At 71.9% G+C, this 21,745-nt stretch carries 21 protein-coding genes and 2 pseudogenes; 8 read left to right on the top strand and 15 right to left on the bottom strand.

Annotation, left to right across the window (positions count from 1 at the left end; translation table 11 throughout):
* The first annotated feature begins 4 nt into the window (after positions 1-4).
* From BMZ92_RS20370 to BMZ92_RS20365, 3 genes and pseudogenes are all read left to right on the top strand, one after another.
* A complete protein-coding gene (locus tag BMZ92_RS20370) occupies positions 5-1,111 on the top strand; it encodes a type III PLP-dependent enzyme (protein WP_091510014.1) in 1,107 nt (368 codons plus the stop codon).
* Positions 1,011-1,442 (top strand): annotated as a pseudogene (gene speD, locus BMZ92_RS38225) (adenosylmethionine decarboxylase); the annotation flags it as partial. The gene BMZ92_RS20370 and the pseudogene speD, both read left to right, overlap by 101 nt.
* Positions 1,443-1,463: 21 nt before the next feature.
* Positions 1,464-2,309: pseudogene (locus tag BMZ92_RS20365) on the top strand (spermidine synthase); the annotation flags it as partial.
* On the opposite strand, the gene BMZ92_RS20360 reads toward BMZ92_RS20365, so the two are convergent.
* The 7 genes from BMZ92_RS20360 to BMZ92_RS20335 form a co-directional block, all read right to left on the bottom strand.
* A complete protein-coding gene (locus tag BMZ92_RS20360; protein ID WP_091510009.1) occupies positions 2,275-2,619 on the bottom strand; it encodes a DUF3817 domain-containing protein in 345 nt (114 codons plus the stop codon). The pseudogene BMZ92_RS20365 and the gene BMZ92_RS20360 sit on opposite strands and share 35 nt — an antisense overlap.
* A 12-nt stretch (positions 2,620-2,631) precedes the next feature.
* Positions 2,632-3,027: a hypothetical protein gene (locus BMZ92_RS20355; RefSeq protein WP_091510006.1), complete on the bottom strand. Its 396-nt coding sequence runs from the start codon at positions 3,025-3,027 to the stop codon at positions 2,632-2,634.
* 26 nt (positions 3,028-3,053) lie between these two features.
* Positions 3,054-3,917 carry a lysozyme family protein gene (locus BMZ92_RS20350; protein ID WP_425425833.1) on the bottom strand — a complete coding sequence of 288 codons (864 nt, stop codon included), beginning with the start codon at positions 3,915-3,917 and terminating at the stop codon, positions 3,054-3,056.
* Between the two features lie 255 nt (positions 3,918-4,172).
* Positions 4,173-4,658: a transcriptional regulator gene (locus BMZ92_RS20345; protein WP_091510003.1), complete on the bottom strand. Its 486-nt coding sequence runs from the start codon at positions 4,656-4,658 to the stop codon at positions 4,173-4,175.
* 294 nt (positions 4,659-4,952) lie between these two features.
* Positions 4,953-5,120, bottom strand: coding sequence for a hypothetical protein (locus BMZ92_RS37455; RefSeq protein WP_177228787.1), 168 nt, complete (start codon positions 5,118-5,120; stop codon positions 4,953-4,955).
* Positions 5,121-5,327: 207 nt separating this feature from the next.
* Positions 5,328-6,470, bottom strand: coding sequence for a CaiB/BaiF CoA transferase family protein (locus tag BMZ92_RS20340; RefSeq protein ID WP_091510001.1), 1,143 nt, complete (start codon positions 6,468-6,470; stop codon positions 5,328-5,330).
* A gap of 11 nt (positions 6,471-6,481) precedes the next feature.
* A complete protein-coding gene (locus BMZ92_RS20335) occupies positions 6,482-7,627 on the bottom strand; it encodes an acyl-CoA dehydrogenase family protein (RefSeq protein ID WP_091509999.1) in 1,146 nt (381 codons plus the stop codon).
* Positions 7,628-7,697: 70 nt separating this feature from the next.
* Here BMZ92_RS20335 and BMZ92_RS20330 point away from each other — a divergent pair, with 70 nt between their 5' ends.
* The 3 genes from BMZ92_RS20330 to BMZ92_RS20320 all read left to right on the top strand — a co-directional run bounded on the left by BMZ92_RS20330 (position 7,698) and on the right by BMZ92_RS20320 (position 10,887).
* A complete protein-coding gene (locus BMZ92_RS20330) occupies positions 7,698-8,336 on the top strand; it encodes a TetR/AcrR family transcriptional regulator (RefSeq protein ID WP_091509996.1) in 639 nt (212 codons plus the stop codon).
* A 118-nt stretch (positions 8,337-8,454) separates the two neighbouring features.
* A complete protein-coding gene (locus tag BMZ92_RS20325; RefSeq protein WP_091509994.1) occupies positions 8,455-9,216 on the top strand; it encodes a hypothetical protein in 762 nt (253 codons plus the stop codon).
* A 66-nt stretch (positions 9,217-9,282) separates the two neighbouring features.
* Positions 9,283-10,887, top strand: a complete 1,605-nt coding sequence (locus BMZ92_RS20320) for a succinic semialdehyde dehydrogenase (protein ID WP_091509992.1) — start codon at positions 9,283-9,285, stop codon at positions 10,885-10,887.
* Between the two features lie 854 nt (positions 10,888-11,741).
* On the opposite strand, the gene BMZ92_RS20315 is transcribed toward BMZ92_RS20320, so the two are convergent.
* The 4 genes from BMZ92_RS20315 to BMZ92_RS20300 form a co-directional block, all read right to left on the bottom strand.
* Positions 11,742-14,783: a helix-turn-helix transcriptional regulator gene (locus tag BMZ92_RS20315; RefSeq protein ID WP_091509990.1), complete on the bottom strand. Its 3,042-nt coding sequence runs from the start codon at positions 14,781-14,783 to the stop codon at positions 11,742-11,744.
* A 149-nt stretch (positions 14,784-14,932) separates the two neighbouring features.
* Entirely contained in the window at positions 14,933-15,127 is a 195-nt protein-coding gene (locus BMZ92_RS20310; protein WP_091509988.1) for a hypothetical protein, read from the bottom strand.
* Positions 15,128-15,280: 153 nt separating this feature from the next.
* Positions 15,281-15,472: a DUF397 domain-containing protein gene (locus BMZ92_RS20305; RefSeq protein WP_091509985.1), complete on the bottom strand. Its 192-nt coding sequence runs from the start codon at positions 15,470-15,472 to the stop codon at positions 15,281-15,283.
* 58 nt (positions 15,473-15,530) lie between these two features.
* On the bottom strand, positions 15,531-16,382 hold the full coding sequence (locus BMZ92_RS20300) for a helix-turn-helix domain-containing protein (protein WP_091509983.1): 852 nt from the start codon (positions 16,380-16,382) through the stop codon (positions 15,531-15,533).
* A 229-nt stretch (positions 16,383-16,611) separates the two neighbouring features.
* Between BMZ92_RS20300 and BMZ92_RS20295 the strand changes: the two genes are divergently transcribed.
* Positions 16,612-16,968 (top strand): hypothetical protein, encoded by a 357-nt coding sequence (locus tag BMZ92_RS20295; RefSeq protein WP_091509980.1) that lies wholly within the window; start codon positions 16,612-16,614, stop codon positions 16,966-16,968.
* A 6-nt stretch (positions 16,969-16,974) separates the two neighbouring features.
* On the opposite strand, the gene tesB is transcribed toward BMZ92_RS20295, so the two are convergent.
* From tesB to BMZ92_RS20280, 3 genes are all read right to left on the bottom strand, one after another.
* Positions 16,975-17,877, bottom strand: coding sequence for an acyl-CoA thioesterase II (tesB, locus tag BMZ92_RS20290; RefSeq protein WP_091509978.1), 903 nt, complete (start codon positions 17,875-17,877; stop codon positions 16,975-16,977).
* A 63-nt stretch (positions 17,878-17,940) separates the two neighbouring features.
* Entirely contained in the window at positions 17,941-19,365 is a 1,425-nt protein-coding gene (pyk, locus tag BMZ92_RS20285) for a pyruvate kinase (RefSeq protein WP_091510343.1), read from the bottom strand.
* A 56-nt stretch (positions 19,366-19,421) separates the two neighbouring features.
* Complete coding sequence (locus BMZ92_RS20280; protein WP_091509976.1) at positions 19,422-20,087, bottom strand: DUF2461 domain-containing protein; 666 nt, start codon at positions 20,085-20,087, stop codon at positions 19,422-19,424.
* Positions 20,088-20,199: 112 nt separating this feature from the next.
* Between BMZ92_RS20280 and BMZ92_RS20275 the strand changes: the two genes are divergently transcribed.
* On the top strand, positions 20,200-20,394 hold the full coding sequence (locus tag BMZ92_RS20275) for an antitoxin (protein WP_091509973.1): 195 nt from the start codon (positions 20,200-20,202) through the stop codon (positions 20,392-20,394).
* Positions 20,395-20,458: 64 nt separating this feature from the next.
* Here the strand turns inward: BMZ92_RS20275 and BMZ92_RS20270 are convergent, their stop codons facing one another.
* Positions 20,459-21,655, bottom strand: a complete 1,197-nt coding sequence (locus BMZ92_RS20270) for a glycoside hydrolase family 18 protein (protein ID WP_091509970.1) — start codon at positions 21,653-21,655, stop codon at positions 20,459-20,461.
* Positions 21,656-21,745 lie beyond the last annotated feature (90 nt).

The following is a 21,745-nucleotide window of genomic DNA, read 5'->3' as shown; positions in this document are numbered from 1 at the left end:
GAGCGTGAGTTCGGAGAGGATCCGCCGCTTCCTGGCCGGGCAGGCCCCGCCGACGCCCTTCCTGGTCGTCGACACCGCACTGGTCACCGCGCGGGTGCGGGAGTTCGCAGCCGAATTCCCGCACTCGCGCCTGTGCTACGCCGTCAAGGCGAACCCCGAACCCGCCGTGCTGCGGGCCGTGCTGGCCGCGGGCGGCGGGTTCGACGTCGCCGGGCCCGCGGAGATCACCGCCTGCCTGGCGGAGGGTGCCGCGCCGGAGTCCCTGTCGTACGGCAACCCGATCAAGAAGGCCGCGGACATCGCGTTCGCCTTCGAGCACGGGGTGCGCGAGTTCACCACCGACGCCGAGAGCGACCTGCGGCAGATCGCGCGGCACGCCCCCGGTTCCGCGGTCTCGGTCCGGATGCTGGTCGAGACCCCGGCGTCGGCCACCCCGTTCGGCCGCAAGTTCGGCTGCACCCCGGCCGAGGCCGTCGCCCTGCTGCGCCTGGCCACCGACCTCGGGCTGACGCCGGGGCTCGCGTTCCACGTCGGCTCGCAGCAGCCGGACCCGTCGGCGTGGGACACCGGGATCGCGACCGCGGCGAAGGTCGCCGCCGAGGCCGGAATCCCGTTGGCGCACCTGAACATCGGCGGCGGGTTCGGCATCCGCTACCGCGATCCGGTGCCCTCGCTCGCCGAGTACGCGGCGGTCGTGCGCGCCGCGCTCGCGGCCCACTTCCCCACACCCCCACGGCTGGTGCTCGAACCCGGCCGGGCCGTCGTCGCCGAGGCCGGGCTCATCCGCACGGAGGTCGTGCTGGTCGCGTGGCGCGGCGAGCACCGGTGGGTCTACCTCGACATCGGCCGCTACAACGGGCTGGCCGAGACGGAGAACGAGGCCATCCCGTACCGGTTCGAGGACGGCGGCGGTGAGCGGGGGCCGGTGATCCTCGCGGGACCGACGTGCGATGGTGACGACGTGCTCTACCAACACACGCCCTGCGAACTGCCGCTGGCGCTGGCGCCGGGTGACCAGCTCGGCATCCTCGACGCCGGGGCCTACACGGCCAGCTACTCCTCGGTGGCGTTCAACGGGATCGAGCCGCTGCGGACGTACTGCCTTGAGTGAGATCGGCACCTTCTCCGGACGGCACGTGCTCGCCGAACTCGACGGCGTCGAGCCCCGGCTGCTCGACGACCCGGAGTTCCTGCGCGAGGCGCTGCGCACCGCGGTCACCGAGGCCGGTGCGAAGGTGATCGACGTGCTGGCCCACCGGTTCGAGCCGCACGGGGTCACGGTGCTGGCGATGCTGGCCGAGTCCCACGCGTCCGTGCACGCCTACCCCGAGATCGGGGCCGCGTTCGCGGACGTGTTCACCTGCGGCGAACGGGCCGACCCCGAGCTCGCCGTGCGCCTGCTCGCCCGCGCGCTCGGCACGGAATCGGTCCGCACCACCACGGCCCACCGCGGGCACGGCGCGCGGCAGCTCGTCGAGCCGGTCGGGCGCGGGCTCAGCCGGTCGTGGACGGTCGAGGAGGTGCTGTTCGAGACGCGCACCCCGTTCCAGCACGTGCTGATCGGGCGGACCGCGCAGGGCGTCTCGCTGTTCTGCGACGAGGAACGGCAGAGCACGGAGGCCACGCAGCTGACCTACCACGAGGCGCTGATGGTGCCGCCGATGCTGCTCGCGAAGCGGCTGCGGCGGGTGCTGATCATCGGCTCCAGCGAGGGCGTGGCGAGTCGGATCGCGGCCGATGCGGGGGCACTGGTGGACCACGTCGACATCGACCGCGAGGCCGTGCGGGCGTGCGCCGAACACCTGCCCTACGGCTACACGCCCGAGGAACTGGCGGCGGCCGAACGCGGCGACGGGGCCGTGCGGGTGCACTACCGCGACGGCTGGGAGTTCCTCGGCGACTGCGAACCGGGCTACGACGTCGTGGTGATCGACCTGCCGGACGAGAACGACGACCCGGCGGCACAGCACAACCGGCTCTACGGGGCGGAGTTCCTGGCGCGCTGCGCCGCGGTGCTCGCGCCCGGCGGTGTCGTGTCCAGCCAGGCGGGCTGTCCGACGATGTGGCGCAACGACACGCTGATCACCGCGTGGCGGCGGTTCACCGAGGCGTTCGGGACGGTCGTCTACTACGGCTCGGACGAGCACGAGTGGGCGTTCCTGTCCGGCCGCCGCGAACCGGGCGAACCGGACCTGCGCCTAGAGGAGCTGGCCTACCGCCCGGAGACGATCGACGCGACCGCGCTGCGCGGCAACACCGTGCCGCCGCTGCGGGTCAGAGCTTCCGCCCCTCCTGGACGCGGTGCGTGACGGCCCGCTCGGCGACGAACGACAAGAACGGGATGGTGCCGGCGAGCAGCACCAGGATCGTGCCCTTGATCGACCAGCGGGCCTTGAGCGCGAGGTCGACGGCCATCACGAGGTAGACCATGTAGAACACGCCGTGCGTGACGCCCGCCCAGCTCATCATGCCCGGCGAGTCTGCGGCGTACTTGAGGATGAACGCTGCGGTCAGGCACAGCAGCGCGACACCGGTGGCGTAGGCCAGCACCCGGTAGCGCAGCAGCGGTCCCTTCAGGGACACGCTCGCCTTGGCGGTGCCTTCAGTGCTGCTCACCATCTGCGGGTTCTCCTAGCGTTCCTCTTGGTCTCGCGCGTGCAGTTCGGCGAGGTAGCGGTTGTAGGCGGCCAGTTCCTCGTCCTCGTCGTCGGTGACGGCCGGGCGCGCGGGCCGCGGCCGGGGCACCTCGGCGACCGGCTTGCGGCCCCACTCCTGGCGGGGCTCAGGCTCGGGCGCGTCGTCGGCGGCCGCGGCCTCCCGGCGCAGCTTGCGGATGCGCAGCACCATGAACGCCGGGAACAGGCCGAACAGCGGCCACTGCAGCACGTAGCCCAGGTTCTGGAACGTGCCGCTGGCCGACTCGAAGCGGTTCCACTGCCACCAGGCCAGCCCGCAGCAGACGACGAGGCTGACCAGGCACAGCACGCCGATGGCGATGCGGCGTGGCGTGAGGAACCCGGCTGGCACACCCCGACGCTAGCACTCGCCCGGCTTCACGAGACCTTGACCGCCTGCGCGGCCTTGGCGTAGGAGTCGGCGAGGCCGAAGACCTTCTGCGCGTACTCCACGGAGTTGTTGTAGGACAGGATGCCCTGCCACCAGCCGGCGGCGCTGGACATGTCCCGGCCGCCCGCGCACAGGTACTTCGCCGCGGCCAGCGCGGCGGCGTCGATCTGCTGCGGGTCGTAGCCGCCGCCCCACTTCGCCCACGTGCTGGGGATGAACTGCATCGGCCCGACCGCGCGGTCGTAGTTCGGGTCGCCGTCGAACCGGCCGCCGTCGGTGTCGCCGATCGCGCGCACGCCCGCCGAGCCGTCCAGTGGTACCCCGACGATGGCCTTGGAGGGATAGCCGTTGGCCTGCAGGACCGCTCCGGCGTACTGCCCGTGGTTGGACTCGATGCGCCCGATACCCGCGAGCGTGGCCCAGGACACCCGGCAGGCGGGCTGGCTGTCACGCAGCGCCAGCTCCGCGTTGCCGTACGCGACGAGCGCTCGCGCGGGGATGTTCGTGACCGCTGAAACCTTGTCCGCCCACACCGCGAGCGGCGTCTTGTTGCTCTGGGGCTGCGGCTGCTGCTGGACGGGCTGGGTGTTGGCAACGGGACTACCGGCGACCGTGGCGTTGACCGGAGCGGTCGACCCGGGTTCGACGTCGACCGCGGGCACCGAGAGCGCCGGGATGTCGGTGGTGGTGCGGCCCGCCTCGGGGGTGGTGACCTTGGTGGTGACGAACACCGCCGTCGCGCCCACGGCCAGCACCGCCGCGACGATCCCGAGCCGCCCCAGCGCCGCGAGACCGGGCCGCGCCCTTCCGGGCACCGCGGCCGTCTCCTGCTCGGCTTGCTCAGTGCCCAAGAATCCTGCCTCCCGCAACGGTCTCCGTACCACCAACGACCATACGGACACCTACGTTACGGGCGTGTATTCGACTTTGTTGCGGCGGCGTAGCCGCTTTACCACCCGAGCAACCGGCACCGCCGCGGGTTCTGAGGCGGTTCCTCGCGAGGACAGCGCCTCCGTGGTGACCTGGCGGTCATGAGGAGGCGATCCCGGAGCGAGGGGCCGCCTCAGGTTCCGCTACCCGCACCGGTCGGCAGGCCGAATCCAGAACTAACCGGCCTTCTGCTGGCGGGCGAGGCGGGCGACGCACCAGGCCGGGGCGCTGCCGCGGCGGAGGTGCTGCAGGACGGTCATCGGGCCGAGGCGGCGGCTGAGGTCGCCCGGCGTGAGGCCCGCGGCGCGGTAGTCGAGCGCGCGCTGGTCCAGCGGGCTGATCCCCGCGTCCCACCACCGCTCGGCCTCGCTGACGTCACCGATCATCTGCCACCAGCCCGCGGCGGCGACGAGCAGTTCGTGCGGCACCCCGGGCAGCCGGGCGCGCATCGCGTCGAGGTAGTCGGGGTCGGCGGACTCGACCTGCGCCCAGCCACGGGCACCGGAACGCGCGCGCTGACCGGGGATCCCTGGCGGCTGCTGCTGTGGGACGTCGGCGAGCCAGGCGGACGTGATGCGGTCGATCTCCTGCTCCTCCGGCGTCTTCTCCCGCTCGGCCGCCCACTGGGCGATAACCGCATCAACCCCGGGATCTCCGGTCATCCCTGCCTCCTCGTGCCCCAACCGACAAGCCTGACTGAAACCGCGATATCGAGCGATGGAGCGTGCCAGAACGCGCTGGTCACGCAATGTGAGCACCGTAGAGCCAATTCCGGCCTGGACGCCAGACCCTTTTCCCCGGGAATCCGGCGACCAGGGCGTTAATCCTCTTGATCCACCCGGATGGTCGAACGACCCCGCCCAAACGCCGGGAATGGTGACTTTCCGTGATCTCGAAACACGCGGACACGGCAGTGGGCCCGATGCCGTCCGGCACCGGGCGAACCGCTGATGGGGTCAGGAGAACAGGGTCCGCACGAAGGTCACGATCGCCTCCGCGCCGTCCCGCAGCCAGCCGAGCACGTTCTGCACGACCTCCGCGGACTGGGTGGGCCTGCTGATCAGGAAGAACAACACGAACGCGACGACGGCGACGATGACGATCTTCTTGGTGTTCGCCGACATACGCTCCATCCGATCGGTTCGCGGGGGCCGCTCCGGCGGCCACGCCCGGACACCCCGCCATCCTGCCCGGCGACAAGGCTTTACGACAGGCTTTCACCCTGTCGGCGGCCACCGCTGACTCTCCGTGTCCATTGCAGCGTAAATCGCGCGGCCGCGCCACCCCCGCCGACATGCCGGGGAGACCGGCTCCGGTCTCCCCGGCATCGGTCACGCGATGACGGCGGACGCGCGGAGGGAGTCCAGCGTGGGGGCGTCGTACCCGAGTTCGGCGAGCACCTCGGCGGTGTCGGCGCCCTTCTCGTGCGGCGGCTCCGGAACGTCCGGCGGGGTCCGGTCGAACCGCGGCGCCGGAGCGGGCTGGACCACGCCGCCGATGTCGACGAACGTGCCGCGGGCCGCGTTGTGCGGGTGCTCCGCCGCTTCCCACGGGCTGAGCACGGGCGTCAGGCAGGCGTCCGTGCCCTCGGCCCTCGCGACGAGCTCGTCCCGCGTGTGCTTGCCGATCGCCTCCGCGAGGATCTCCCGCAGCCGCGGCCATTCCGCCGGGTTCACGTGCACCGGGAGGTCCTCGTCCGCCAGGTCCAGCACCTTCACGAGGTCCGCCCAGAACCGCATCTCGATCGCGCCGACAGCCACGTACTTGCCGTCCGCCGTCTCGTACGTGTCGTAGAACGGTGCGCCGCCGTCGAGGAAGTTCGTACCCCGCTCCCCCGGCCACATCCCCGCCGCCCGCATGCCGTGCAGCTGCGTGGTGAGCAGCGCGGCGCCGTCGACCATCGCCGCGTCCACCACCTGCCCGCGCCCGGACCCGGTCCGCTCGTGCAGCGCCGCCAGGATCCCGAGCGCGAGCAGCATCCCGCCGCCGGCGAAGTCGGCCAGCAGGTTGAGCGGCGGCACGGGACGTTCGCCGGCGCGCCCGACGGGTTCGAGCGCACCGGCGATCCCGGCGTAGTTGATGTCGTGCCCGGCCGCCGTCGCCAGCGGACCGTCCTGGCCCCAGCCGGTCAGCCGCCCGTAGACGACGCGCGGGTTGCGGGCGTGCACGTCCTCCGGCCCGAGGCCCATGCGCTCGGCGACGCCGGGCCGGAAGCCCTCGATGAACACGTCCGCCCGCTCGGCCAGCCGCAGCACGACTTCGACGCCCTCGGGCCGTTTCGTGTCGACGCCGATGGTGCGGCGCCCGCGCATCAGCGGGTCACCGGCGATCCCGAGCACGTCGGCACCCGGTTTCGCGCGGTCCACGCGCACCACGTCGGCACCGAGGTCGGCGAGCAGGGTCGCGGCGAACGGCGCCGGCGCGAGCCCGGCCAGCTCGACGACCCGCAGCCCCCGCAGGGGACCTGACTTCACAGCAGTCCTCCTCAGAGCGTGCGGGAGATGATTTCCTTCATGATCTCGCTGGTGCCACCGAAGATCCGGTTGATCCGGACGTCGGTCCAGGCGCGCGCGATCGGGTACTCGGTCATGTAGCCGTAGCCCCCGAACAGCTGCAGGCAGTCGTCGACGACCTTGTTCACGCGCTCGGTGGTCCACAGCTTCGCCATCGCCGCGCCCTGCACGTCCAGCTCGCCCCGCAGGTGCCGCTCGATGCACTGGTCGAGGAAGGCCCGCGCGACGACCGCTTCGGTGGCGGCCTCGGCCAGCGTGAACTTCGTGTTCTGGAAGTTGAAGATCGGGCGGCCGAACGCGGTGCGGTCCTTGGTGTAGGCGATGGTCTGGTCGATCGCCGCCTCCATGCCCGCCACCGCCGTGACGGCGATGATCAGCCGTTCCTGCGGCAGCTGCTGCATCATCTGGATGAAGCCCTGCCCCTCCTCGCCGAGGAGGTTGGCCGCGGGCACCCGCACGTCGTCGAAGAACAGCTCGGCGGTGTCCTGGCCCTTGAGCCCCACCTTGTCCAGCACCCGGCCGCGCCGGAACCCCGGGGTGTCGGTGGGCACGCCGATGAGCGAGACGCCCTGCGCCCCGGCGTCCGGGTCGGTCTTCACCGCGAGCACCACGAGGTCGGCCAGCCCGCCGTTGGTGATGAACGTCTTGGCGCCGTTGATGACGTAGTAGTCCCCGTCGCGGACGGCACGGGTCTTGATGCCCTGCAGGTCCGAGCCGGTGCCCGGTTCGGTCATGCCGATGGCGCCCACCATCTCGCCGCTGGCGAACTTGGGCAGCCACTCGCGCTTCTTCTCCTCGGAGGCGTAGGCGAGGATGTAGTGCGCGACGATCCCGTTGTGCACGGTGACGCCCCACGCGCTGTCGCCGGAGCGGGCCTGCTCCTCGTAGAGGATCGCCTCGTGCGCGAAGGTGCCGCCACCGCCGCCGTACTCCTCGGGGATCGACAGGGCGAGCAGGCCCACGTCACCCGCCTTGTTCCACAGCTCGCGCTCGACCTGCTTCTGGGCGCTCCAGCGCTCCTGGTTGGGCGCGAGCTCCTTCTGGCAGAACGTCCTGGCGAGCTCCCGGACGTCGTCCAGCCCCTCGGCCCAGGCGCTCTTCGCGGGTGGCAGTGGCACGGCGCGGCCTCCTAGAAAACATTACGCGTGGAAGGTAAGTTCTGATCGGAATGTACATCCGGGAGGCACCGTGGTCGAGCCCCGAGGACACCGAACGCAGGCGCAGCGGCGCGAGCAGACCCGCACGGCCCTGCTCGACGCGACGATCGACTGCCTCGTCGAGCTCGGCTACGCGCGGACGTCGATGCAGGAGATCTGTTCGCGGGCCGGGGTGTCGAAAGGCGCCGCGCAGCACCACTTCGCGGACAAGGCGGAGCTGATGGCGGCGGCCGTGGCACACCTGACGACCAAGCGGATGGCCGCGCTCACCGAGTCCCTCGAAGCGCTGCCCGGCGGGCTCGACGCGATCCCCGCGGCGGTGGACCTGCTGTGGGAGGGGTATTCGGGCGCGCTCGCCACGGCGTCGACCGAGCTGTGGATAGCCGCGCGCACGGATCCGGCACTGCGCGAAGCGATCCGGCCGGTCGACCGGGCGCTCGGGCGGACCGCGTTGCGGCGCGTGCGGTCGATCGTCGGGGACCTGCCCGCCGAGCAGGTGGAGACCCTGTTCTGGCTGACGGTGAACCTGGCGCGCGGGCTGGCGCTGGACGCCGAGCTGGGCGGGGCGCCGGCACGGCGCAAGCAGCTGCTGGAGGAGTGGAAGCGGATCGCGGTAGGGCACGCGGGCCGGCCCGGCCCTCACTCGGGCCGGCCCGCGACACAGGGGTGACGACGCGGACTGGTGCGGATGACGCGGTTCGCTTGACCCGTTCGGGTGCGGAAATGGTCTGTACCTCGGCGGGTTTTCGACGCTCCAGCTGAGGCCCTGACGCTGGTACGTTGTTCAAATGGCGCGTTTTCCCCGCATCTTCGGCGCTGTGCTCACGCTCGCTTCCGCCGGCCTGTTGCTGGTGAGCAGCTTCCTGCCGCTCGTGCGCCTGGTGCAGTCCGTCAACGGGGTCCCGCTGCTGCAGATGGACCGGACGGGCTGGGGCCAGGTCCTGGCTCCCGGTCCGGGAGAACCGACGATCAGCGACGACGGGAAGATCCACTCGCCGCTCTACGGCATCCCGGTGCTGGTGGTCGCCGTGGGGCTGGTCCTCGCGGGAGTTCTCGCCCTGCGGGTGGGGCGCCGGGCGGCTCTCGCGGTGTCCGCCGCGGTGGCGGGGGCGGTCGTCGTGGCGCTGATGCTCGGGATGGAAATCGAATCGGCGCTGAACTTCAACGACGCCCAGCCCGCCGAGCCGAGCACCGGCAACCTCTCGGTCTACAGCATCCAACCGGGTTTCTGGTTCGTCGTGGCCGCCGCGGCGACGGCCCTCGCGGCGGCGGCCGTGCTCCTGCCCCACCGCCGGCGGGTGGAGACCGAGGCGGACGACGAGGGTGACGAGGTCCAGGTGTCGATGTTGTCCGCGGACCCGGAGCCCGGCCCGTCCGAGGGGCCGACGGCCGCTCCCGAGAGGGGCTGGCCCAGCGCCCCGGAGGCAACCCCACCGGTACCGCAAGGCGCCGCCCCGGAACCGAGCCCGCCACGGGTTACCGGCGCCCGGTGGCCGGCGCCGGGAGCCTCCGCGCTCGACGGCGAGGACGACCTCCCCGCCGCGAGGTAACACTGGTTTCGCATACCGCCGGTATGGTGTACTCGTCAGTAACGTAGCTGCGCCACCGGAGGGGCCATGACGAGCACTGCCGCGACCACGGGCCACGAACCAGGCAAACCGACCACGGTCGGCGGAGTCGTCGGAGCACCGTCCGCCGCGCGTGCCGCCCAGCTGGCCCGCCGCGCGGCCGGTGGCCAGGACTCGGCACCCGTCGAGATCACCGCGCCGTTCACCGGGCTCGTCACGGCCACCCTGCCGCAGGCCACCGACCCCGACGTGCGCAAGGTGTTCGGCGAGGCGCGGGAGGCACAGCGGTCGTGGGCGGCGCGCCCGGTGCGTGAGCGGCAGCAGGTGCTGACGCGGCTGCACCGCCTGATCCTGGACCGGCAGGACGAGATCCTCGACCTGGTCCAGCTGGAGGCCGGCAAGGCGCGCCTCGACGCGTTCGACGAGGTCGCCTCGACGGCGCTCGTCGCGGGCTACTACGGGAAGCACAGTGCCCGCATCCTCGGTGACCGGCGGGTCGCCGGGGTGCTGCCGCTGCTCACCAAGGCCGGGGAGTTGCGGCACCCCAAGGGAGTCGTCGGGGTGATCTCCCCGTGGAACTACCCGCTCGCGCTCACCTCGATGGACGTCCTGCCCGCGCTGGTCGCCGGGAACGCGGTGGTGCAGAAGCCCGACAACCAGACGGCGTTGTCCGCGTTGTGGCTGCACGAGCTCGCCGAGGAGGCGGGGCTGCCCGCGGGCGTGTGGCGGATCGTGCTGGGCCGCGGCTCGCAGATCGGTGACGCGCTCGTGGAGGAGTCGGACTACCTGTGCTTCACCGGCTCCACCCCGACGGGCAAGGAACTGGCGGCGAAGGTCGCGCGGCGGCTGACGGGGTACTCGCTGGAGCTGGGCGGCAAGAACCCGATGATCGTGCTGCCGGACGCGCCCGTCGCCAAGGCCGCCGCCGGTGCCGTGACGGCGTGTTTCTCCTCCGCCGGGCAGCTGTGCGTGTCGGTGGAGCGGATCTACGTGCACGAGAGCATCCGCGAGGAGTTCACGCGCGCGTTCGTCGCGAAGACCGAAGCGCTGCGGCTGGGCGGCGAGCTCGGCTACGGCGCGGACATGGGTTCGCTGACGTCGGAAAGCCAGCTCGCCACGATCTCCGCGCACGTGGAGGACGCGCGGCAGAAGGGCGCGACGGTGCTGACGGGCGGGCGTCCCCGGCCGGACCTCGGGCCGTTGTTCTACGAGCCGACCGTGCTGACCGATGTGCCCGAGACCGCGGAGCTGTTCGCGGGCGAGACGTTCGGGCCGGTGGTGTCGATCTACGGCTACACCGACATCGAGGACGCGATCGAGCGCGCCAACGACACGACGTACGGGCTGAACGCCAGCATCTGGACGGGCAACCAGGCCGCGGGCTGGGCGGTGGCCTCGCGCATCAAGGCCGGGACGGTGAACGTCAACGAGGGCTACTCGGCGACTTTCGGTTCCGTCGCGCTGCCGATGGGCGGCATGAAGGAGTCCGGCTACGGGCGGCGCAACGGCGCCGAGGGCCTGCTGAAGTACACGGAATCCCAGTCGATCGCGGTGCAACGCGGCCTGCGGCTGCGCCCGCCGCGCCTGGTGCCGCCGAAGCTGTGGACCGGCGGGATGACCGCGGGGCTGCGCCTGCTCCGCCGCATCCGCTGACGGCGGGGGTTCGCTGGGGGTGGGGTGGTCGCCGCGGGCCGCCGTCGCGGCGGTGCGGCGGTGGCGGCGCGGGCTCGCGCAGCGGCGGCGCGGTCTCGCGCGACTGCGGCAGGCACGACCTCGCGCGGCTGCGGCGGCGCAGTCTCGCCCAGCGGCGGCAGTGCGATCACGCGCGGCGGAGGCGGGCGCGGGCTCGCGCGGCGGAGGCAGGCACGGCCACGCCCGGCGGCGGCGGTCTCGCCCGGCTGCGACAGGCACGGTCACTCCCAGCCGCGACAGGCACGGTCACGCCCGGCAGCGGCGGCACAGCCCGCGCGGCTTGAGCAGGCACGATCTCCGGCCGAGACGGCACATCGCACCCGCGCTGAGGCGGCCACAGTCCTCCCGGCAGCGGCGGCACGGTCACGCCCGGCCGAGGCGGGCACGACCTCGCGCGACTGCGGCAGGCACCATCTCGCCCCGTGGAGGCGGGCGCGGCTCGCCGGGCACGATCACGCCCGGCTGCGGCAGGAGCGGCCTCGCCCGGTGGAGGCGGCCCAGCCTCGCCCGGGCTGCGCCGGTGGGGTCGCGACCGACGGACGCGATCCCGTCACGCGGGGCTGTGGGGGCACAGTCACGGCCCGGCTGAGGCGGGAGCAGCCCGGCACGGCTGAGGCAGGCACGACCCAACCCGGGCTGCGGCTAGCCGCCGCCCGCCCGAGCCGCCCTGCGGGCCACGCCTACCCCCGCGACAGGACCGGCACGCCCCCCGCCCCCGCGTCCCGCCACAACCCCCACCAAACCGAAATCCGGGTGAGCCCGTCGCTCCGGTGCCCGCCGCACCCCACCCGGCGGGTACCGGAGCGGCGGGCGGTCTACGTGCGCACCACCGACTGCCCCGCCGGGCGCATGAGCAGGCCACGGTCGTAGGCGATGGCCACCGCCTCGGCTCTGCGCGTCGCGCCGAGTTTGGCCATCACGCGGGACAGGTGCACGCTCACCGTCTTCTCGCTGATGTACAGCTCCTCCCCGACCTGCCGGTTCGTGCGGCCGAGCGCCACCCGCTCGAGCACCGCGCGCTCGCGTTCCGTCAGCGGGTCCACCGTGTCCCGCCGCGGCGCCGGCGCCTCCACCGCCACACCCGGCAGCTCGATCCGCGCCCGCCGCGCCAGGTCGCGGACCGCGTCACGCAGGGGGAGCGCCCGCAGCCGCTCGGCCGTTTCGTGCGCGCCGGCCAGCTCCTCCGCCGCGCGCCCGGGCTCACCGACCGCGAGCAGCGCCTCGGCGTACTGCCACCGGCACACGGCCTGCTCGTACACCGCGCCGTAGCCGAACTCCGCCACCGCCCGCGCCCACAGCTCCGGATCCGGCTCGCCCACCGCGCACCGCGCCGTCGCCTCGGCGCGGGCCAGCCACGCCCGGCCCTCCGGCCCGAGCGAACCCGACCGCGGCCTGCCCAGCGCGACCGCCTTGCGCACGCGCGCGATCAGCTCCTCCCCCAGCTCCACCGCGGCCGACACGGCGGGCTCGTCACCCCTGAGCCGCCCCGCGAGCGCCTGCGCGGCGACCGCCGCCAGCGCACCGGCACCCAGCCGGATCCCGCTCAGCCGGTACCCCTGGTCGAGCGCGTCGAGGAAGTCCATCGCCTCGCGGGCCCGCTTGACCGCCAGTTCGTGATCGCCCTGCCAGTACGCCAGCTCCGCGCCCGCACCGCCGGCCGCGATCGCCGTCAGCGGCTCCGCCCGCCAGTGCGGCCGCAACTCCGCCAGCAACTTCCCCGCGGGCCCGAACTGCCCGCGCGCCACCACGATCGGCAGCCACGACGCCGTCATCCGCGCCGTCAGCACGCTCGAAACCCCGCGCGCCGGCGCCCCCGTCACCGACTCCGACGGCCAGTCACCCGACTGGTAGCGCAGCAGCAGGTGCCGCGCCCGCAGCTCCAGCCCGTAGGCGCTCCACGTCAGCCCCGTCTCCTCGGCGCGCCTGATCCCGCGCTCGTACGTCCCGATCGCCTGGCCGATCTCGCCGTGGTCCTCGTAGCTGAACCCGAGGTGGCACAGCGCGCGCAGTTCGACGTTGGGCGCGTCCGCCTCGCGCGCCTTGCGCCCGGCGTCCCGCAAGCGGGCCCGTGCCTCCTCGAACTCGCCCGCGTTGTCGTCGAGCGCGCCGAGCGTGATCAGCGCCGAGGCCTCCGCCCCCGCCGAGCCGACGGCGCGCCCGTCCGCCACCGCCGTCTCCGCGCTCTGCCGCGCCTCCTCGTACCGGTCGATCGCCCGCAGGATGGCCGCCCTGGTCGCCAGCACCCACGCCCTGGTCTTGCTCGGCTTCGCGTCCGCCACCAGCTCCCACGCCTGCCCGATCGCTTCGACCGCCTCGTCGATCCGGCCCTCGACGTTCATCAGGGACTCGGCCAGCCGCCGCCACGTCTTGACCGCACGCTCGAGATCGGTGTCCGCCCGCAGCTCCCCCACCGCCGAGCGCGCGTACGCGATCGACCGGTCGGGCTCCCCGGACGTGCCCGCGAAGTAGGAGGCCTCGGCGAGCAGGCGCAGCTCGTCCACGTCCTGCGGGCGCGCCGCGGCGGGCACCGCGTCCCAGATCTCCAGCGCCTGCTCGACGTGCCGCAGCGCGGCGCCGGGCGCGCCCAGCCGCTCCGCCTCGTCGGCGGCGAGCAGCAACGCGGGCAGCGCCGTCGTGAAGTCACGGCTCTGCAGGCTGTGGTACGCCAGCTTCGCGTCGTGCCCACGGCCCTGCGGGATGCGCTGGATGCGGGCCGCGTACGCGGCGTGCATCCTCGTGCGCTCGCCCGGCAGCAGATCGCCGTACACCGCTTCCTGCAGCAGCGCGTGCCGGAACGTGTACCCACCCTTCTCCACCACCAGCACGTGGTGCTGCACGGCCTCGCGCAACGCTTCGTCCAGCTCGTCCTCCGCCAGCGCCGCCACCTCGGCGAGCGCGGCGTGCGAGACCGACTCGCCCGCGACCGAGATGGCCCGCAGCACCCGGCGGGCGTCGGGCGACAGGCGTTCGAGCCGGGCGAGCAGGACCTCGGCGAGCCCGGCCGGGAGGTCTTCGTGGTCCTCGCAGGAGGCCAGCAGCTCCTCGGCGAAGAACGGGTTGCCCTCCGAGCGCTCCACGACGCTCGCGATCACCTCGGGGCTCAGCGGCCCGTCGGCCAGCGCCTCGACGAACGCCCGCGCGTCGGCCTCCTTGAGGGGGTGCAGCTCCACCTGCGTGACGGCCGGCAGCCGGACCAGCTCCACGAGCATGCCCCGGAGCGGGTGGCGCCGGTGCACGTCCTCCTCGCGGTAGCTCGCCACGATCAGCAACCGCTGCGCCCGCAACCGGGACAGCAGGAAGGACAGCAGGTTCCGCGTGGACCCGTCCGCCCAGTGCAGGTCCTCCAGCACGAGCAGCACCGGCCGGTGCGCGGCGATGTCGGTGAGCAGCCCCAGCACCGCGTCGAACAGTTGCAGCTGCCCGAGGTCCTGCTCCGGGCGCGGCCGGTACGGCACCTCGTGCTCGGACGTGACCGGTACGTACTCCGTGTGCGCCAGCGGCCCCGGCTGCGCGAGCGGCAGCATCCTGGCCAGCGCCGGGCGGCTGCGCACGGCCTCGGCCACGACCGGGTCCTCCGCGGTGGCCAGCGGGCCGAGCGCCTCCGCGAACGGCAGGTACGGCAGACCGCCCTCCCGCACGTCGAGGCAGCGGCCGGTGAGCACGAGCGCCCCGCGGCCGTCCGCGAACTCGGCCAGCTCCGTCAGCAGCCTCGTCTTGCCCACGCCCGCGTCACCCGAGAGCAGGACGGCGCCGGCCTCACCGCGTTCGGCGCGGGTGAAGCCGGCGCGGAGCCTGCGCAGCTCGTCGACACGTGCGACCAGGGGGATTCCGGAACCAAGACGGGGCACAAGACGCATTCTGTCCTACCCCACCGACAGTTCCGGAACGGTTTTCGTCCCGCCGTCAGCGAACAGCGGGAGATGTCCGGAACGTCCCGCTCCGCGGTACCGCCGCGAAGTGTTCTCGCCCACCCCTTGGCCTCCCTCTCGCACGTCGTCGCGGTGGTCTAACGCGCCCGAGCCCCGGAGAGCACCGCTTCGTCCCGGCTCGGGCGCCGCTGCTGGGGTACCTTCACCTCCGGCATCCTCCTGCCCAGCCGCCACCGGCGCCGCTTGCCACCGGCGGGCCAGGCCTTGTGCAGCTCCTCGGTCCGGTACGCCACCTCGGCCTGCACCGCGTCGAAGATCCAGTCGTTGCGCATGGGGTCCCTCTTCCACTCGTCGTACTTCCGGTGAGCTTCAGAGTCGTCCTGAGGCCGGTGGCGCGGCATCGGTCGATCACGCAGTCCGGGTACGAAAAAGACCCCTTACCCCGCCTTGCCCCTGCTCGGCGGTGTAAGGGGTCTCTGGAGGGCTCAGGCGCGGCCGACGACGGTCAGCAGGCCACGCCACCCCGACGGGGAGACGCTCAGCGCGCCCGCGTCACGGTCCTTCGAGTCCCGCACGCCGACGCGCTCGGCGAGCAGTGCGACCTCGACGCAGTCGTTGCCGCCGCCGCTGTAGCTGCTCTTGCGCCAGGCTGCCCCGGGAAATTCAACTTTCGCCATAGCTCCCCGCTCCTCACTTTTCACGCGGTGGTGTTTCTCCGGCTGGAATACCCCGCCGTCAGGCGGAATATCGTTCCGCGGCTTGGGCGATCAAGGCTAGCGAGTCGTCCGGTTTGAGCGCCGCGGCACGCAGATGATCGAACATGAGTGAATAACGTCGAACGTCGGGGGGCAGTTCGAGAAAGAAACCGCCGGACGTGCTGTCGACGTAGACGACGTCGGGGTCGGCCTGCTCCGGAAAACCGAGGATGAGGAACGGGCCCTCCATACCCGGATGCGCCCCGGCCGTGAACGGCACGACCTGGATGGTCACGTGCGGTAACTGCCCCAGGTCCAGCAGCCGCTGCGCCTGCTTGGCCATGACGTCCTTGCCGCCGACCTCGCGGTGCAGCACGGCCTCGTCGATGACGGCCCAGTACTCGGGCGGGTTGGGGTCGGACAGCAGCTGCTGGCGCGCGGTGCGCGCGGCCACGCGGCGCTGGATGTCGGACTCGTCGGCGTCCGGGCGCATCGCGCGGATGACGGCCCTCGCGTACGTTTCGGTCTGCAACAACCCCGGTACGAGCAGCGCCTGGAAGGCGCGCAGGGAACTGGCGTCCGCCTCCAGCCCGACGAACGTCCCGGTGAACACCTCCTTGTAGGCGTGCCACCAGCCGGGCTTGCGGGCTTCACGCGCCAGCTGCACGAGCGCCTCGCGCTCGTCGCCGGTGATGCCGTACAGCTCCAGCATGTCCCTGGCGTCACGAGGAGTGACACCGACGTGGCCGGTTTCGATCCGGCTGACCTTCGACGCGGAGCATTCCAGCTTTTCGCCCACCTCGTCGATGGTCAGATCCGCGGCTTCGCGTAACCGGCGCAACTCGCTCGCCAGCCGCCGGCGGCGAATGGTGGGACCCTGACCCCGTTTCACCTGTCGCACCTCCGCTTGAGTCCGCGCCATTCCCCGGTCTTGTCGTCAGCGCCGTACTACATCTAACCAGCCGATTCTCCCCGGAGCCGGAGCCCGACCCCTACCCGAACGGGTTACTTTCCCCGGATCGGTGTACTGCAATTTGCACTCTGCGGATGTAGGGTGGCATCCTGCGTCCGTTTCGGGTGATCCAGGACACCGGGACGAGGCGGCTCCCCCAGGAGGCGGCGTGCCCGACACCGAAACCCCGACCGATCCCCTGCCCGCCACCGTGCACCAGCGGCTGGACGAACTGGCGCGGCTGGCGCGGCAGTCCGACGCGGACAGGGCCATCGCACTCGCCCGTCGGGAGATCCCTCTTCTGGTGCAGGCGTTACGGTCCGTGCTCGCCGCGCACGAGCCGGACCAGTCCGGCCGCTGCCCGGTGTGCGCCGGGCCCGCACGGCTGTCGTTCCGGCGCCGCACGCCGACGCCCTGCCGGGCGTACCTGGCGGTGCAGCTCCGGCTGGGCAAGCTGGAGTCGATGGCGGGACGGCGGGCGCGGCCGCGCCGCCATCGGGCGACGCATCTTCACTCCGTCAGCTGAACGAGATCAGCGGACGCGAAGCAGCCCCTCCTGCACGACGGTCGCGATGAGCGTGCCGTCCGCGGCGAAGAAGCGGCCGGTGGCCAGCCCGCGGGCGCCCGAAGCCGACGGCGAGGCCGTGTCGTACAGGAACCACTCGTCCGCGCGGAAGGGGCGGTGGAACCACAGCGCGTGGTCCAGGCTCGCGCCGTGGACGTCGTCGAGCTCCCAGTACACGCCGTGCCGCGCCAGCGGTGAGTCCAGCAACGTCATGTCCGAGGCGTAGGTCAGCACGCAGACGTGCAGCAGGTCCTCGTCGGGCAGCGTGCCGTCCGCGCGCATCCACACCTGGTTGCGGGCCTCGGTGGTGCCCTTGCCGCGGGTCAGCCACGGCGGGTCGTTCACGTACCGGATGTCGATGGGACGCGGCCGGCGCAGCATCTCGGTGCCGGGCAGCTGCGCGATCCGCTCGGCGTACGTCGGCAGCGTCTCGGGCGCGGGCACGTCGGGCATCTCGTCGGCGTGCTCCAGGCCGGGCTCGGCCTTCTGGAACGACGCCGACAACGCGAAGATCGCCTTGCCGCGCTGGACGGCGACGACCCGCCGCGTGGTGAACGAGCGGCCGTCGCGGATGCGGTCCACCTCGTAGACGATCGGGATGCTCGGGTCGCCGGGCCGGATGAAGTACGCGTGGAGCGAGTGGACCTTCCGCTCCTCCGGCACCGTCCGGCCCGCGGCGACCAGCGCCTGCCCCGCGACCTGCCCGCCGAACACGCGGACGGGCGAGTGCGCGGGGCTCACGCCGCGGAAGATGTTCTCCTCGATCTTCTCGAGGTCGAGCAGGTCGATGAGCTGGTCGAGCACGGCCTGCCCGCCCAGCCCCCCGGCGCTGTCGAGCCCCGCGGCGGCGTCCTTGGCCAGTTCGGTCATAGCTGGAATGTAACTGGGCGCGGCAGCGCCTCCGTTGAGGGCGGTGGCGGGGAAGGGGCTGGCCTAAGCGTGGTCGTCCTCGCCCAGGCGGTGGACCCGGATCAGGTTCGTGGTGCCGACGGTCCCGGGCGGGGAACCGGCCACGATGACGACGAGATCGCCCGGCTGGTACCGGCCCATCTCCAGCATCGCGTGGTCCACCTGCTGGATCATCTGGTCCGTCGAGTCGACCTTCGGCACGATCTGCGTGACCGTGCCCCACGTCATCGACAGCTGGCTGCGGACGCTCTCCTCCGGCGTGAACGCCAGCAGCGGCAGCCGCGTGTGCAGCCGCGCCAGGCGGCGCACCGTGTCACCGGACTGCGTGAACGCGACCAGCGCCTTGGCGTTGAGCCGCTCGCCGATGTCGCGGGCGGCGTAGGAGATCACGCCACGCTTGGTCCGCGGCACGTGCGACAGCGGCGGGACGGTGGGCGAGTCGGTCTCGACGGCCTCGACGATGCGGCCCATCGTCTTCACGGTCTCGATCGGGTAGCGCCCGACACTGGTCTCGCCGGACAGCATCACCGCGTCGGCGCCGTCGAGCACGGCGTTCGCGACGTCGGACGCCTCCGCGCGGGTCGGCCGCGAGTTGTTGATCATCGAGTCGAGCATCTGGGTCGCCACGATGACCGGCTTGGCGTTCTCCCGCGCGATCTGGATCGCACGCTTCTGCACCAGCGGCACCTGCTCCAGCGGCAGCTCGACGCCCAGGTCACCGCGGGCGACCATGACCCCGTCGAACGCGAGCACGATCGCCTCGAGGTTGTAGACCGCCTCGGGCTTCTCCAGCTTCGCGATGACCGGCAGCCTGCCCCGGCCGGAGCGGTCCATCACCTGGTGCACCTGGTCGATGTCGGCCGGCGAGCGCACGAATGACAGCGCCACGAAGTCGACGCCCAGTTCGAGGGCGAACTCCAGGTCCTCGATGTCCTTCTCGGACATGGCGGGCACGGACACGTCCATGCCCGGCAGCGAAACGCCCTTGTTGTTGCTGACGGGGCCGCCCTCGGTGACCTCGCAGACCACGTCGGGGCCTTCGACGGACTTGACGACGAGGCCGATGTTGCCGTCGTCGACGAGCAGCCGGTCACCGGGCTTGGCGTCCTTCGCCAGCCCCTTGTAGGTGGTCGAGACGCGGTCGTGCGTGCCGGCCACGTCCTCCACGGTGATGCGCACGACGTCCCCGGTGCGCCACTCGACCGGACCGCCCGCGAACGTGCCGAGGCGGATCTTCGGGCCCTGCAGGTCGGCCATGATGCCCACCGCGCGGCCCGTCGCCGCGGCGGCCTCACGCACCATGTCGTAGACCTGCTTGTGGTCACCGTGACTGCCGTGGCTGAAGTTCATCCTCGCGACGTCCATCCCGGCGTTGACGAGGGCCCGCACTCTTTCCGGAGTGGCGGTGGCGGGGCCTAGTGTACAAACGATCTTCGCGCGTCGGGTCACGTTCATACAGCGTAGCCCCTTGTGGCCGATCCGTCTGTACCGATCCCGAGATCGAGTCAGCGCCGGGGTTTTTCGCTCACCCCTACGTGGTCGCGTGCCCACTCGTTGAAGTCACGCAGCTGCCGCCACGCCTTGCGCACCCGATCGAGGCACGCCCGTTCGTGCAGCGTGTCGTCGGGTTCCCAGCTGCGGATGGCGTACAGCGAACGGTGCTTGAGCAGTTCGAGCCGCGGGTGGTCCTCGGCGAACCCGCGAGGCCGTGTCCGCAGGACGTCACCCGCGATCCGCCAGCCGGACCGGCGGAGTTTGGCGAGAATTCGTTCGAGCGCCGCGCCGTGCACCTCGGTGTCCACGGCCTGGCGGAAGCGCGCCAGCTGGTCTGACTGGAGGTGGAAGCAGCCGCCGCCGGCGCGAAGCCCCTCGGACGACAGCTCGACGTAGTACGCGCCGCCGCCCCGGCCCTGTTCGACCACCGCACCGCAATGCGTCTTGTACGGCGTTTTGTCCTTGGCGAACCGCACGTCGCGGTACGGGCGGAAGACCTTGCCCTCGCCGAAGCCGGGGCCGAACTCGGGGGTGAGCTCGGCGAGCAGCGCCTCCATCGGGGCGCGGACGTGCTCGCGGTACAGCGCGAGGTGGTCCTCCCAGTAGGCCTTCGAATTGTCGGCGAGCAGGCCGTCGTAGAACTCGACCGCGTGCTCCCCGAATCCCACGAACTCCACGCGGACACCGTAGTCACTCCGACAGTCACCGGGTCGGGGGACGCGGGGTTTCGCCTCCCCCGCACGGCGGGAACTGCTTGCGGGTCCGAACCGAACGGAAGGGAGCGGACGAGTGAATCTGTTCGACAAGGCCAAGGAAGCGCTGGGCCAGCACCCGGACAAGGCCGACCAGGGGATCGACAAGGCCGCCGACGCCGCGAAGGGCAAGTGGGGCGAGCACGGCGACCAGATCGACCAGGCCGCCCAGAAGGCGAAGGACTTCGCCCGCGGCCAGGGTGAGCAGGGGCAGCAGCCGCCACCCGCGTGAGTGCCGAGGGTGAGCGGGCCGGAAGACGTCCCGAAGGTCTTCCGGCCCGCTCGCGGTGCACCGCTCAGCTGCTCATCGCGGTGATGAGTTCGCCGTTCGCGGTGTCACCGGACAGTTCCCAGAAGAACGCGCCACCGAGCCCCTGGTTGCGGGCGTAGGTCATCTTGCCCGCGATCGTGGCCGGGGTGTCGTAGCTCCACCATTCGTTGCCGCAGAAGGCGTACGCCGTGCCGGCGACCGTGCCCGTCGAGGGGCAGCGGGTCTTGAGCACCTTGTAGTCCTCGATGCCCTGCTCGTACTTGCCCGGAGCGGGCCCGCTCGCGCTGCCGCCCGGCGCGGACTGCGTGACGCCCGTCCAGCCGCGGCCGTAGAACCCGATGCCCAGCAACAGTTTGCTCGACGGCACACCCTTCGACTTGAGCTTCTGGATCGCGGCGTCGGAGTAGAAGTTCGCGGTGGGGATGCCGTTGTAGGACGTCAGCGGCGAGTGCGGGGCGGTCGGCCCGCTCGCGGCCCACGCGCCGAAGTAGTCGTAGGTCATCACGTTGTACCAGTCGACGTACTGGGCCGCGCCCGCGTAGTCCGCCGCGTCGATCTTGCCGCCCGACGTGCCGTCCGCGGTGATCGCGGCCGTCACCAGCTTGCCGCCGAACTTCGCCCGCAGCGCCGCCATCAGGTTCCGGAAGGCGTCGGGTCCGCTGGTGTCGCAGGAGAGCCCGCACGCGTTCGGGTACTCCCAGTCGATGTCGATGCCGTCGAAGACGCCCGCCCAGCGCGGGTCGTTCAGCAGGTTGTAGCAGGACTCGGCGAAGGCGGCGGGGTTCTGCGCGGCCTGGGCGAACCCGCTCGACCACGTCCAGCCGCCGAAGGAGTAGAGCACCTTCAGCCCGGGGTGCATCGCCTTGAGGCGCTTGAGCTGGCCGAAGTTGCCGCGCAGCGCACCGTTGTCCCACGTGTCCGCCACGCCGTCGACGCTGGTGTCCGCGGTGTAGGCCTTGTCATAGGCGGCGTAGGTGTCGCCGATCGCGCACTGGCCGTTCGTCACGTTGCCGAACGCGTAGTTGAGGTGCGTCAGTTTTGCCGCCGAGCCGCTCGTCTCGACGTTCTTCACGTGGTAGTTGCGGTCGTACACGCCCCATTCGGTGAAGTAGCCGAGCACCTTGCCCACCGGGGCGGACGAGGCGGGCGGGGTGAAGGTGACGGTCATCAGCGCCGCCGCGAGCACACCCGCGGCGGCGAACAGTTTGCGGTTCCGGAACATGCATCCTCCCCGGCCGGACGAGCAGGGACGAACAGCACGTTAAGTGGACTAGACCATTAGCTCAATGGTCCGAACCAGAATTCCCGACGA

The organism is Amycolatopsis sacchari, assembly GCF_900114035.1.
Lineage (GTDB): Bacteria > Actinomycetota > Actinomycetes > Mycobacteriales > Pseudonocardiaceae > Amycolatopsis_E > Amycolatopsis_E sacchari.
Note: the sequence above shows the minus strand (reverse complement) of the source record. Positions and strands in the feature narration are given on the sequence as shown.

What these genes read in the sequence shown, in the direction of transcription:
- BMZ92_RS20360 (WP_091510009.1), bottom strand. Translation starts at nt 2,619, where the DNA reads ATGGTGAGCAGCACTGAAGGCACCGCCAAGGCGAGCGTGTCCCTGAAG.
- BMZ92_RS20345 (WP_091510003.1), bottom strand. Translation starts at nt 4,658, where the DNA reads ATGACCGGAGATCCCGGGGTTGATGCGGTTATCGCCCAGTGGGCGGCC.
- BMZ92_RS37455 (WP_177228787.1), bottom strand. Translation starts at nt 5,120, where the DNA reads ATGTCGGCGAACACCAAGAAGATCGTCATCGTCGCCGTCGTCGCGTTC.
- BMZ92_RS20325 (WP_091509994.1), top strand. Translation starts at nt 8,455, where the DNA reads ATGGCGCGTTTTCCCCGCATCTTCGGCGCTGTGCTCACGCTCGCTTCC.
- BMZ92_RS20320 (WP_091509992.1), top strand. Translation starts at nt 9,283, where the DNA reads ATGACGAGCACTGCCGCGACCACGGGCCACGAACCAGGCAAACCGACC.
- BMZ92_RS20315 (WP_091509990.1), bottom strand. Translation starts at nt 14,783, where the DNA reads ATGCGTCTTGTGCCCCGTCTTGGTTCCGGAATCCCCCTGGTCGCACGT.
- BMZ92_RS20310 (WP_091509988.1), bottom strand. Translation starts at nt 15,127, where the DNA reads ATGCGCAACGACTGGATCTTCGACGCGGTGCAGGCCGAGGTGGCGTAC.
- BMZ92_RS20305 (WP_091509985.1), bottom strand. Translation starts at nt 15,472, where the DNA reads ATGGCGAAAGTTGAATTTCCCGGGGCAGCCTGGCGCAAGAGCAGCTAC.
- tesB (WP_091509978.1), bottom strand. Translation starts at nt 17,877, where the DNA reads ATGACCGAACTGGCCAAGGACGCCGCCGCGGGGCTCGACAGCGCCGGG.
- BMZ92_RS20270 (WP_091509970.1), bottom strand. Translation starts at nt 21,655, where the DNA reads ATGTTCCGGAACCGCAAACTGTTCGCCGCCGCGGGTGTGCTCGCGGCG.